We start from the raw sequence: 12,390 nt of genomic DNA, 5'->3' as shown, positions 1-12,390 counted from the left end.
CTCTCGTCACATTCCTCGTCGCGGGGCGGACGTCTCGTCCGCGCCCAGGCCGGCGGCCACCTGCCGCAGATACGGGTTGGTGGCGCGCTCCTGGCCGATGGATGTCTGGGGGCCGTGGCCGGACAGCACCACGGTCGAGTCGTCGAGCGGCAGGCACACACGGGCCAGCGACTGGAGGATCTCGGCGTGGCTGCCGCCGGGCAGGTCGGTGCGTCCGATGGAGCCGGCGAAGAGCAGATCGCCCGAGAAGAAGACCGAGGGGATCTCCTGGGTCTCGGGCATCCGGAAGGTCACCGACCCCTTCGTATGGCCCGGCGCGTGCGCGACGGAGAAGTCGAGGCCCGCCAGCTTCAGGTCGGTGCCGTCGGACAGCTCGCGCATGTCGTCGGGCTCCCCCACCGTGAGCTCCCCCATGAGCGGCATGCCGATGGAGCGGCCGAGCGCCTTCTCGGGGTCGCTCATCATGTACCGGTCGGAGGGGTGGATCCATGCGGGCACGTCGTGGGCTCCGCACACCGGGACGACCGAGGCGACATGGTCGATGTGTCCGTGGGTGAGGATGACCGCGACGGGCTTGAGCCGATGCTTCTTGAGTGCGTCCTCGACTCCCTGGGCGGCCTGGTGGCCCGGGTCGATGATCACGCACTCCTCGCCGGCGGCGGGGGCGACCAGGTAGCAGTTGGTCCCCCAGGCCCCGGCGGGGAACCCGGCAATGAGCACGATCGTCCTTCGTTCGTCGTCCGGTGGCGGTCGTCGCAGTCCCCTGCGGGAGATTGCGGCAGATCAGAGCCTACCGGCGCTGCCGAATCCACAGGTAACCCATATACGGTACGGGGCACTACGGAGCGTATGACGGGACAGCCGAGACATACGCGGGAGAAGGGGAGAAGAGCCGGTGGTCAGCCAGGAACAGCGGCGCAAGCAGCTCGCCCGGGAGAAGATCGCGCGCCAGCAGCAGCGGCGCGAGGCCGCGCGGCGCCGCGCGCGGATGCGCAACGCGGTGCTCGCGGGCGCACTCGCGGTGGTCGTGGCGGGCGGCGCGGTGTCGTACGCGGCGGGGGCCTTCGACGGGGACGACACCAAGGACGACGCGAGCGCGCGGCCCAGCAGCACTCCGCCGAAGGACCCGTGCGAGAAGGCGGCGCCCGGCAAGGTGAAGCCGCTGAGCTTCAAGAAGGAACCGGCGCTGAGCATCGACAAGTCCGCCGACTACACGATGAACCTGAAGACGACGTGCGGCGACATCGGTCTCGACCTGGACGCGGCGAAGGCCCCGCACACGGTCAACTCCTTCGACTTCCTGGTGAACAAGGGCTACCTGGACCACACCACGTGCCACCGGCTGACCACCGGCGGCATCTACGTCCTGCAGTGCGGTGACCCCAAGGGCACCGGCGAGGGCAGCCCCGGCTACTCGATCCCGGACGAGAACCTGAAGGACAAGCGCCTGAAGGGGAACGTGTACCCGGCGGGCACGGTGGCGATGGCGAACCAGTACAACGCCCAGAAGAAGACGGGCCGTGACACCGGCGGCAGCCAGTTCTTCCTCGTCTACCAGGACAGTCAGCTGCCTCCCGACTACACACCGTTCGGGACCATTTCCGAATCCGGCATGAAGGTACTCAAGAAGATCGCCGCCGCCGGGGAGAACAGCGGGCAGGGCGACGGCGCCCCGAACGCGACGGTCGTCATCGACAAGGCGACCGTCACGAAATCCTGACCGCCGGCGGGCAAACTTCGGTCGCGCGGGATGCGGACAGCCGCCCCGCCGGTCGCCTATGTTGGCGGTGACGAAACTGTGGACGATGCCGGGGGCCCCGAGGCCCTGCGCAGGCATCATGTGGAGGAGGCGCTGTGAGCAGCGACCCGTGGGGCCGCGTCGACGAGACGGGGACCGTGTACGTGCGTACGGCCGACGGCGGCGAGCGAGTGGTCGGTTCGTGGCAGGCAGGATCTCCCGCTGAGGCCCTCGCTTACTTCGAGCGCAAGTACGACGGTCTGGTCGTCGAGATCGGACTTCTCGAGCGCCGGGTGAAGACGACCGACCTGTCGGCCAAGGACGCCACGACGGCCATCGACCACCTGCGCCAGCAGGTGGACGAGGCGCACGCCGTCGGCGATCTGGACGCCCTGGGCAAGCGGCTCGACAAGCTCGTGGAGAGCGTCGAGGCGCGCCGCGAGGAGCGCAAGGTCCAGAAGGCCAAGCAGTCCGACGAGGCGCGGCACGCCAAGGAGGCCCTGGTCACCGAGGCCGAGGAGCTGGCCCAGAGCGAGCAGTGGCGGGCGGCCGGCGAGCGGCTGCGGGCCCTGGTGGACACCTGGAAGGGCCTGCCGCGGCTCGACCGCAAGTCGGACGACGAGCTGTGGCACCGCTTCTCGCACGCCCGCTCGGCGTTCTCCAAGCGCCGCAAGGCGCACTTCGCCTCGCTGGACGCCCAGCGCGAGGAGGCCCGCAAGGCCAAGGAGAAGCTGGTCTCGGAGGCCGAGGCGCTGTCCAACTCGACGGACTGGGGCCCGACGGCCGCGCGGTACCGCGAGCTGATGGCCGACTGGAAGGCCGCGGGCCGCGCCCAGCGCGAGCACGAGGACGACCTGTGGAACCGCTTCCGCGGCGCCCAGGACGTCTTCTTCGCGGCGCGCAGCGCGGTGTTCGCGGAGCGCGACGCGGAGCAGGGCGAGAACCTCAAGCTCAAGGAGGAGCTGGCGGCCGAGGCCGAGAAGCTCGTCCCGGTGACGGACCTGAAGGCCGCCCGTGCCGCGTTCCGTGGCATCAACGAGCGCTGGGAGGCCATCGGTCACGTCCCGCGGGACGCCCGTCCGAAGGTCGAGGGCCGGATGCACGCCGTGGAGCGGGCGCTTCAGGAGTCCGAGGAGGCGGAGTGGCGCCGGACGAACCCGGAGGCGCGCGCGCGTGCCGAGGGTCTCACCGGTCAGCTGCAGGCGGCCGTGGACAAGCTCCAGGGCCAGATCGAGACCGCCCGTGCCGCGGGCAACACCTCCAAGGCCGACAAGCTCCAGAAGGAGCTGGACGGCCGCCAGGCGCTGCTCGACCAGGCGCTGAAGGGGCTGCACGAGTTCGGCGGCTGAGCCCCTCTCCCGCCTGACGGCCCGGACCGCATCCGTGCGGTCCGGGCCGCCGTGCGTTCGGCGGCCCGCTACCGGGCGGCGGCGCGGTCGTGCTCGGCGATGTCCAGGGCGTGCTTGAGGACCTCGCACGCCTCGATGTGGTTGCCGGACTCCTGGAGCAGTTCGGCGAGGCGGCGGCAGACGAGCACGGCCTCGGGCCCGTACAGGTCGTGGACGCGCTGGAAGGCGGACTCCAGGATCTCGATGGCCTCCTTGTTCTGCCCGGTCTCGGCGAGCAGTTCGGAGAGCTCCAGCTGTACGGCGAGGAGTTCACCGGATCCCTCGACGCTCTGTTCCTCCAGGGCCAGGCGCAGCACCGGCAGCGCGTCCTTGACGGTGCCCTCGGCGCGCAGCAGCCGGGCGAGGTTGAGGCCGGTGGCGACCATCGCGGCGCGCACGTCGGCGTGCAGGACGGGTCCGGCCGGGGTGCTCGGCGCGGAGCGGGCGCGGTTGCGGGCCAGGGGCAGCCGGCCGACGCCGTTCTCCTGGGAACGCTGCGGCAGGGGGCGGTTCTTGGCGCGCAGCCGCTCGTCCAGGGCGCGGTACAGCGTCTCCAGGTCGATGAGTTCGGGGGCGTCGGGCACGCCCTCGCGCAGGATGCCGAGGAGTTCCCCGGTGAAGGCGGTGTAGCGCTCGCCGTCGGGGGCGAGGGCCACCCGGTCGCGCGGCGAGGCCGTCAGGACGTACGCGCCGTCGACGGCGGCCTGGGCGGCCAGCACGTCGTCGCCGCCGAGGGCCCGTGCGGCCCGGCCGCTGAAGCAGCAGTCCAGGATGACGATCTTGCGGCGGGCCCGGGAGGCCCGCAGGCCCGCGCGCAGGTGCTGGTAGGCGACGGCGGTGTAGCCCATGTTCTCCCGGGACTCCCCGAGGGCCAGGTACAGGTCGGCGGAGTCGGCGTCGCGCATGCCGTGCCCGGCGTAGTACACGAGCAGGGTGTCCGTGGCCTCGTCGGCGGCCCGGTGGACGGGGTCGAGCATGGCGGAGGGGCTCGACGGGTCCGCGACGACGGCGCAGTGCTGCACGGGCAGGCCCCAGACGGTCGCGTCGCACAGCTCGCCGGCCAGGTCCACCAGGTTCGTCTCGACGGCGGAGAGCTGGGGCAGGTGGCGGTAGGAGGCCGTGCCGATGAGCACGGCCCGCGACAGCGTCGGATCAGGCAGCGCCGCCATCGCGGTCCCCGTCCCCGGCCGTGACGGCCGTCCGCCGGTCCAGGAGGTCCACGACGCGGCGCAGCGTCTCGGCGTCGCGGGCGCCTTCCGGGGTCACCTCCACGCGCAGCTCACCCTTGCTGAGGACGAGGGCCGGCGCGCGCCTGCGGGCGAGCTGCCACTGGAGCAGGGAGACGGCGAGCGACGCGGTGGACAGGCCGGTGCCGAGGGCGAGTTGGAGGATGTCGAAGCCGCTCGTGCCCATGTGTCCGGCGGCCGGCGCTGCCGCGGCGGCGATCTCGCCGCGCACGGCGCCGTCGAGTGTCTCGTCCCGGTGCAGCCAGTGCAGCAGGGACCGCAGGGCGTCCTCGGTGTCCGCGTCCCCGTCCGCCGCCGTCAGCTCCACAAAGACGTCAGTCACTTCGCGCTCCTTTGCGCCGGTCGACGTAGGTGTTCACCCGGGCGAGCAGCTCCAGGGCCTCGCGTCCGGCGTCCAGCCGGGCCAGGCATACAGCTTGCCAGTACTGGCTCGTCAGCGTGGTCGGATGTTCGGGGCCGAGACGGGCGACACACACCGGCACGACGGCGGCCAGCATCCGTGCGGCGGCCTCGAGTTCACCGCGCTGGACGAGGTTGACCGCCTCGCGCTGCCGGGACAGGGCGGTCTCCCGGGACATGCTGCCGATCACCATGCGCCGGGTGTTGTCGCTGAGGGTCGGGGGCCCGCCGCCGCGGGCGAGGGCGGAGCCGGGGTCCTGCGAGGTGTCGAGCAGCGCCGGCCGCGGGGAGTCGCCGCCGCGCGGGAGCGGCACCGAGACCTCGTCCCACGCGTACTCGGGCCCCTTCCGCAGCCGTACGCCACGGGCCGTCCGTACGGCCTGGTCGCGCAGGAGCGTGGCGAGCCGCTCGGCCACGACGTCCTGGCCGCCGCCGCACAGCGACCCGAGCGCCTCCACGGCCTCGGACGCGCCGCGCGGCCGCCGGGCCGGGTCCTGTGCGCACAACCGGTCGACCAGGGCGATCAGTTCGGGCGGAGCGCCGGGCGTACGACCGGCGAGGGGCGGGATGCCGGGGCCGAGCGCCCGCTCGACGACGGCCCCGACGTCGACGGCGGGGCCGAGCGGGCTCTCCCCCGTGAGCATGAAGTACATGCAGGCCCCGAGCCCGTACAGGTCGGCCGCCGCGTCCGCGAGGCCGCCCTTCATGGCCTCGGGCGCCATGAACTGCGGGGAGCCGAGCACCACTCCGGTGGCCGTGATGGCCCGTTCGCCGGCGAGGCGGGCGAGGCCGAAGTCGTGGAGGACGATCCGGCCGTCGCGGGTGAGGCTGACGTTCGAGGGCTTGATGTCCCGGTGCATCACCCCGGCCTTGTGCGCGGCGGAGAGCGCCTCGGCCATGCCGAGGGCGATCCAGCAGACGGCCCGCACCGGCAACTGGCCGGTGGCCCCCACGAGGTGGGCGAGGTTGCGGCCGTCGAGGATCTGCATCGCCAGATAGGCGACGCCCCGGTGCAGCCCGCTGTCGTACAGCGTGACCACCCCGGGGTGTTCGATCCGCGCCATCGCGCGGGCCTCGCGCCGGAACCGGTCGACCTCCTCGCCGCCGGGTTCCATGCCGCCGACGGCGGTCAGGAGCTTCACCGCGACCCGGCGGCCCAGCTGGGTGTCCTCGGCCTCGTGGACCTCGCCCATGCCGCCACGGCCCAGCAGCCCCACCAAGCGGTAGCGTCCGTCGACCAGTTCGCCCCGCGCCATGCCGTCCCCCCGTGAACTCGCCCTGGGGTCAGGCTAGTTCACGGGCGGCGCGCCGAGGTCACGCGATACACGTCATAGACGCCCTCGACGCCCCGGACGGCCTTCAGCACGTGTCCCAGGTGCTTGGGGTCACCCATCTCGAAGGTGAAGCGGGAGGTGGCGACGCGGTCGCGGGAGGTCTGCACGGCCGCCGACAGGATGTTCACGTGCTGGTCCGAGAGGATGCGCGTGACGTCCGACAGGAGACGGGAGCGGTCCAGCGCCTCGACCTGGATGGCGACCAGGAAGACGGAGGACTGGGTGGGGGCCCACTCGACCTCCAGGATCCGCTCGGGCTCGCGCGAGAGCGAGTCCACGTTCACGCAGTCGTTGCGGTGAACCGATACTCCGCTGCCGCGCGTGACGAAGCCGATGATGGGGTCGCCGGGGACGGGCGTGCAGCAGCGGGCCAGCTTGACCCACACGTCCTCGACGCCCTTGACCACGACGCCCGGGTCGGCCTTGGCACGGCGCTTGCTGCGGCCGCGGGCGGGCGGGGCGCTCTCGGCGATGTCCTCGTTGGCGGCCTCCTCGCCGCCGAGCGCCTGGACGAGCTTCTGCACGACGGACTGCGCGGTGACGTGGCCCTCGCCGATCGCCGCGTAGAGCGAGGAGATGTCGGGGTAGCGCATCTCGTGCGCGAGGGTGACCAGGGAGTCGCCGGTGAGGATGCGCTGGATCGGCAGGTTCTGCTTGCGCATGGCGCGCGCGATGGCGTCCTTGCCCTGCTCGATGGCCTCGTCGCGGCGCTCCTTGGAGAACCAGGCACGGATCTTGTTGCGCGCCCGCGGCGACTTGACGAAGCCGAGCCAGTCGCGGGACGGTCCCGCGCCTGCGGCCTTCGAGGTGAAGACCTCGACCAGGTCGCCGTTGTCCAGGGTCGATTCGAGCGGTACGAGCCGGCCGTTGACCCGCGCCCCTATGGTGCGGTGGCCGACCTCGGTGTGCACCGCGTACGAGAAGTCGACGGGGGTGGCGCCCGCGGGGAGCGCTATGACGTCGCCCTTCGGCGTGAACACGAAGACCTCGTTGCGCGACAGGTCGAAGCGCAGCGATTCGAGGAACTCGCTGGGGTCCTCGGTCTCCTTCTGCCAGTCGAGCAGCTGGCGCAGCCACGCCATGTCGTTGAGGTGGTCGTCCTTGCCGCCGCCCTTCTTGGGCACGTCGGTGCGGACCTTGGAGGCGCCGGCGACGGCCTCCTGCTTGTACTTCCAGTGCGCGGCGATGCCGTACTCGGCGCGGCGGTGCATGTCGAACGTGCGGATCTGCAGCTCGACGGGCTTGCCGTTGGGGCCGATCACCGTCGTGTGCAGCGACTGGTACATGTTGAACTTGGGCATCGCGATGTAGTCCTTGAACCGGCCGGGGACCGGATTCCATCGCGCGTGCACCGTGCCGAGCGCCGCGTAGCAGTCGCGGACCGTGTCGACGAGGACGCGGATGCCCACCAGGTCGTAGATCTCCGCGAAGTCACGGCCGCGGACGATCATCTTCTGGTAGACGCTGTAGTAGTGCTTCGGGCGGCCGGTGACGGTGGCCTTGATGCGGGCGGCGCGCAGGTCGGCCTGGACCTCGTCGGTCACTATGGCGAGGTACTCGTCGCGCTTGGGGGCGCGCTCGGCGACCAGACGCACGATCTCGTCGTACATCTTGGGGTAGAGGATCGCGAAGGCGAGGTCCTCCAGCTCCCACTTGATGGTGTTCATGCCCAGGCGGTGCGCCAGCGGAGCGTAGATCTCCAGCGTCTCGCGGGCCTTCTTCTCCTGCTTCTCGCGCTTGAGGTAGCGCATCGTGCGCATGTTGTGCAGGCGGTCGGCGAGCTTGATGACCAGGACGCGGGGGTCCTTGGCCATGGCGACGACCATCTTGCGGACGGTCTCGGCCTGCGCGGCCTCGCCGAACTTCACCTTGTCCAGCTTGGTGACGCCGTCGACGAGCAGGGCGACCTGGTCGCCGAAGTCGCGCTTGAGGGTGTCCAGGCCGTACTCGGTGTCCTCGACCGTGTCGTGGAGCAGGCCGGCCATCAGGGTGGCCGGATCCATGCCCAGCTCGGCGAGGATGGTCGTCACGGCGAGCGGGTGCGTGATGTACGGGTCGCCGCTCTTGCGCTTCTGGCCGCGGTGCCAGCGCTCGGCGACCTGGTAGGCGCGCTCGATCTGGCGGAGCGTGGCCGTCTCGATCTTGGGGTCGTTGCTCCGCACTATGCGAAGGAGCGGCTCCAGGACCGGGTTGTACGGGTTGGAGCGCTGCACGCCGAGCCGGGCGAGACGGGCCCGTACGCGGTTGGAGGAGCCGGACCGCGCGGGCTGGCCCGTGGCGGGCCGGATCGCGGGGGCCGTCGGATGGTGGTCGGCGGGCGGCACCGGGCGGGGCCGCTCGGCCGGTTTGTCGCCCCGGGAGACCTCTCCCTGGGCGCGCTGCGCGGACGTGCCGGCCTGCGGGCCCTCTGCCTTCTTCGCGGGCGCGGCGGAGCCCGCCGAGGGCTCCTTGCCCTGCTGGGCGGCCTTGGCGGCGGTGAGTGGCTGGGACTCGTCTGGCAAGAGCGCTCCCTGTGCGCGATCGGGGTCCCCCGGTCAGGCCCCGAAGAGCCCATGGTATCGATCCTGGGCCCATCGCTCGCCTTCGGCCGGTGAGACGCCTCTGTACTGGAGAAACGCGAGGGGCGTGCGCCCGATTCCCGCCGGCTCCGCCTCGCGCGCCCCGACGGCCTCCCCACGCCGCTCGCGCCCCTGCCGGCGCACCCGTCGGAGAGCGTCCAGAGCGGGAACCGGCCGAAACGACGAGGGGCGTCCCGGTGGTCACCGGGACGCCCCTCGCGCCGTCCTGCGCGCCGCTTCGAGCGGCGCACGGGCCTCAGACGGTGATCAGCGCCTCCAGGGGCGCCCCGTCGAGGGCCCGCTCCAGCTTGCTGCGGCCGTCGAGGAAGCCGAGCTCCATGAGGACCGCGACACCGGCCACCTGGGCACCCGAGCGCCGGATCAGCTCCAGCGAGGCCGCCGCGGTGCCGCCGGTGGCGAGGACGTCGTCGATGACCATGACGCGGTCGCCCGCGGCCAGGTCCTCGGCGTGCACCTCGATCTCGGCGCTGCCGTACTCCAGGTCGTAGGCCTGGCGCAGCGTCGCTCCGGGGAGCTTGCCCGCCTTGCGTACGGGGATGAAGCCGAGCCCGGCGTGGAGCGCGACGGGGGCGCCGAGGATGAATCCGCGGGCCTCCAGACCGACGACCTTCGTGGCGCCGTGGCGCACACTGAGGTCGGCCAGCGTCTCCGTGAGCGCCTTGAAGGCGACCGGGTCCGCGAGCAGCGGGGTGATGTCCTTGAACATCACGCCCGGCTTCGGGTAGTCCGGGACGTCGCGGATGCGGCTGAGCAGCAGGTCCGTGACGCCGGCGAGCTCGGTCATCGGCGCTTCCCCGAGGGACGGCCCTTGCCGCGGTTGCGCGACGCGGGCTGCGAGCGGGGGCCGACGACGGCCGGAGCGGCGTCACCGGTCACGGTGTCCTCCGGCTCGTCGTCCGCCGCGGTCCGGGGCCCCTCCGCCGACTCGCCCTTCGCCGCGGCCGCCGCGCGCTTGGCGAGCACCCGCTTCTTGAGGGCCTTCATCTGCGGCTCGCGCTCCTTGAAGTCGGCGACGAGCGGCGTGGCGATGAAGATCGAGGAGTACGCACCGGCCGCGAGGCCGACGAACAGCGACAGCGAGATGTCGTTGAGCATGCCCGCGCCCAGGACACCGCCGCCGATGAACAGCAGGCCCGCCACCGGGAGCAGCGCGACGACCGTGGTGTTGATGGAGCGCACCAGGGTGCCGTTGATGCTGCGGTTGGCGAGCTCGCTGTAGGTGTACGCGGTCTGCTTGGTGATGTCCTTCGACTGCTCCTTCAAGCTGTCGAAGACCACCACGGTGTCGTAGAGCGAGTAACCGAGGATGGTCAGCAGACCGATCACCGTGCCGGGCGTGACCTCGAAGCCGACGAGCGCGTACACACCCACGGTGATGGTGATGTCGTGGATGAGCGCGATCAGTGCCGCGAGCGCCATGCGCCATTCGAAGGCGATGGCCAGATAGATCACCACGAGGACCATGAAGATCGCCAGGCCCTGCCAGGCCTTGTTGGCGATCTGCTCGCCCCAGCTGGGACCGACCAGGTCGGCGTCGATGTCCGCGGCCTTGACGTCCAGGTCCTTGGCCAGGTCCTTCTTGATCTGGTCGGACTTGTTGATGTCGACGCCCGCGATCTGGATGCGGAGCTTGTCGTCACCGAGCTTCTGGACGATCGCGTCGTGGCCGGACGCCTTCTCCGCGGCCTCCTCGGCCTTCGAGACCGAGGCGCTGGTCTTCGGCGTGTTGAAGACGGCGCCGCCCTCGAACTCGATGCCCATGTTCAGGCCGCGCACCGCCAGGCCGACGATGGCCGTGATGGTGATCAGGATCGAGATGCCGTACCAGATCTTGCGCTTGCCGACGAAGTCGTAGCCGACCTCACCGCGGTAGAGCCTGGCGCCGAGATTGCCGAGCTTCGACATCTCACGCCTCCTTCGGGTCGACAGGGCCGGCGGTGGGAGCGGTGACGCGGCGGGACCTGCGCAACGGAGGCTTGGCGCCCAGTCGCTTCGGGTCGAGACCGGACCACTTGTGGCCGTTCGCGAAGAACTTCTTGCGGGCCAGGATCGTCATCAGCGGCTTGGTGAAGAAGAACACCACGACGACGTCGAGGAGCGTGGTCAGGCCGAGCGTGAACGCGAAGCCCTGCACCTTGCCGACCGTGACCACGAAGAGCACGGCGGCGGCCAGGAACGACACGAAGTCGGAGACCAGGATGGTGCGCCGGGCACGGGGCCAGCCCCGCTCGACGGCGGGCCGCAGCGTGCGTCCCTCGCGGACCTCGTCCCGTACGCGTTCGAAGAACACGATGAACGAGTCCGCCGTGATGCCGATGGCGACGATCGCACCGCACACCGCAGGGAGGTTCAGCGCGAACTTGATGGTCGGGCCGAGCAGCGTCATGATCGCGTACGTCAGCGCCGCGGAGACCAGGAGGCTCGCGATGGCGATGAGCGACAGGCCGCGGTAGTAGACCACCAGGTAGATGACGACCAGCGCGAGGCCGATGGCGCCCGCGATGAGGCCCGCCTTCAGCTGCTCGCCACCGAGGGCCGGGCTGACCGTGGTGACGCTCTGCTCGTGGAAGGTCAGCGGCAGGGCGCCATAGGACAGGATGTTCGCCAGGTCCTTGGCCGACTCCTGCGTGAAGCTGCCGGAGATCTCGGCGTTCTTGCTCAGGGTCGTGTTGACGCTGGGGGCCGAGGCCACCTCACCGTCGAGGACGATCGCGAACTGGTTCTGCGGAGGCTGCTGCTGCGAGAGCTTGCTCGTGATCTTCGAGAACTTGCTCGAGCCGTCCTTCGTGAACTCCATGTTGACGACCCAGGCGGCGGTCTGCTGCTGGATCACGGCCTGGGCGTCGTCGACGTCCTTGCCGTTGATCTCGGCCGGGCCGAGGATGAACTTGTCCCACGACTTGCCGTCGGGGCTCTTGCCACAGGCGATGGTGGGCTCGGACGCCTTGATGCCCTTGCCGGCCTTGGCGCGCGCCTGCTTGTCCGTGCAGTCGAGCTTGGCGAACTGCTCCTGCAGCTTGGCGGTGGCCGGGTCGGCGGACGGGGTGGCCGAGGGGTCGTCCTTCTTCTTGTCGTCCTTGGCCTTGTCCGACGCGGACGGCGTGGGGTCGGCCTTCAGCGCGTCGGAGGCGGCACGGCCCTGGGAGGTCGGAGTGGCGGTAGGGGAGGTCGCCTTGTCCGTGGCCTTGTCGCCGGCCTTGTCCTTGTCGTCCTTGTCCTTGTCCTTGCCGGACGAGCTGGCGGACGGCTCGGGCATGGGGGCGCCGCTGGTCTGCGTGATCACCGGACGGAAGTAGAGCTGAGCGGTCGTGCCGACCTGGTCCCGCGCCTGCTTCTCGTTCGTCCCCTTGGGGATGTTCACGATGATGTTGCGGTCGCCCTGGGTCTGGACCTCGGCCTCGGAGACACCCAGACCGTTGACGCGGTTGTTGATGATGTCAACCGCGGTGTTCATGTTGGTCGGGTTGATCGCGTTCTTCTGGCCCGGTTCGTTCTTCGCCTCGAGCGTGATGCTCGTGCCGCCGGCGAGGTCGATGCCCAAGCGGGGCGTGGTGTGCCCGGAGAGGAACATTCCCCCGGTCAGCGCCACGAGGGCGATGAGGATGAAGGCCAGTGCGCGCCCCGGCTTCGCCTGGGCGCCCTGCCTTCGGCCCTTCTTCGGTGCTGCCACCTTCTCGTTCTCCCTGTCCAACCGCCCGGCGTCCG

10 protein-coding genes are annotated in these 12,390 nt (G+C 70.9%); 2 read left to right on the top strand and 8 right to left on the bottom strand.

The window, feature by feature from the left end; all coding sequences use genetic code 11:
* Positions 1–6 precede the first annotated feature (6 nt).
* Complete coding sequence (locus AB0L89_RS26555) at positions 7–720, bottom strand: MBL fold metallo-hydrolase (RefSeq protein ID WP_365145660.1); 714 nt, start codon at positions 718–720, stop codon at positions 7–9.
* A gap of 175 nt (positions 721–895) precedes the next feature.
* On the opposite strand from AB0L89_RS26555, the gene AB0L89_RS26550 reads away from it, so the two are divergent.
* Positions 896–1,720, top strand: coding sequence for a peptidylprolyl isomerase (locus AB0L89_RS26550; RefSeq protein WP_365145657.1), 825 nt, complete (start codon positions 896–898; stop codon positions 1,718–1,720).
* 134 nt (positions 1,721–1,854) lie between these two features.
* Complete coding sequence (locus AB0L89_RS26545) at positions 1,855–3,087, top strand: DUF349 domain-containing protein (protein WP_365145654.1); 1,233 nt, start codon at positions 1,855–1,857, stop codon at positions 3,085–3,087.
* A 68-nt stretch (positions 3,088–3,155) separates the two neighbouring features.
* Here the strand turns inward: AB0L89_RS26545 and AB0L89_RS26540 are convergent, their stop codons facing one another.
* From AB0L89_RS26540 to secD, 7 genes are all read right to left on the bottom strand, one after another.
* Positions 3,156–4,295 carry a caspase family protein gene (locus AB0L89_RS26540; protein WP_365145651.1) on the bottom strand — a complete coding sequence of 380 codons (1,140 nt, stop codon included), beginning with the start codon at positions 4,293–4,295 and terminating at the stop codon, positions 3,156–3,158.
* Positions 4,279–4,695, bottom strand: coding sequence for a hypothetical protein (locus AB0L89_RS26535; RefSeq protein WP_365145648.1), 417 nt, complete (start codon positions 4,693–4,695; stop codon positions 4,279–4,281). The genes AB0L89_RS26540 and AB0L89_RS26535 overlap by 17 nt, the downstream gene beginning before the upstream one ends.
* Entirely contained in the window at positions 4,688–6,028 is a 1,341-nt protein-coding gene (locus AB0L89_RS26530) for a serine/threonine-protein kinase (RefSeq protein WP_365145646.1), read from the bottom strand. Before AB0L89_RS26530 ends, AB0L89_RS26535 begins: the two co-directional genes overlap by 8 nt.
* A gap of 38 nt (positions 6,029–6,066) precedes the next feature.
* Positions 6,067–8,607, bottom strand: coding sequence for a RelA/SpoT family protein (locus AB0L89_RS26525; protein ID WP_365145643.1), 2,541 nt, complete (start codon positions 8,605–8,607; stop codon positions 6,067–6,069).
* Positions 8,608–8,920: 313 nt separating this feature from the next.
* A complete protein-coding gene (locus AB0L89_RS26520) occupies positions 8,921–9,469 on the bottom strand; it encodes an adenine phosphoribosyltransferase (protein WP_365145640.1) in 549 nt (182 codons plus the stop codon).
* On the bottom strand, positions 9,466–10,590 hold the full coding sequence (gene secF / locus AB0L89_RS26515; protein ID WP_365145637.1) for a protein translocase subunit SecF: 1,125 nt from the start codon (positions 10,588–10,590) through the stop codon (positions 9,466–9,468). Before secF ends, AB0L89_RS26520 begins: the two co-directional genes overlap by 4 nt.
* A gap of 1 nt (position 10,591) precedes the next feature.
* Complete coding sequence (gene secD, locus AB0L89_RS26510; RefSeq protein ID WP_365145634.1) at positions 10,592–12,355, bottom strand: protein translocase subunit SecD; 1,764 nt, start codon at positions 12,353–12,355, stop codon at positions 10,592–10,594.
* Positions 12,356–12,390: the final 35 nt, after the last annotated feature.

The organism is Streptomyces sp. NPDC052114 (genome assembly GCF_040680155.1).
GTDB lineage: Bacteria > Actinomycetota > Actinomycetes > Streptomycetales > Streptomycetaceae > Streptomyces.
Note: the sequence above shows the minus strand (reverse complement) of the source record. Positions and strands in the feature narration are given on the sequence as shown.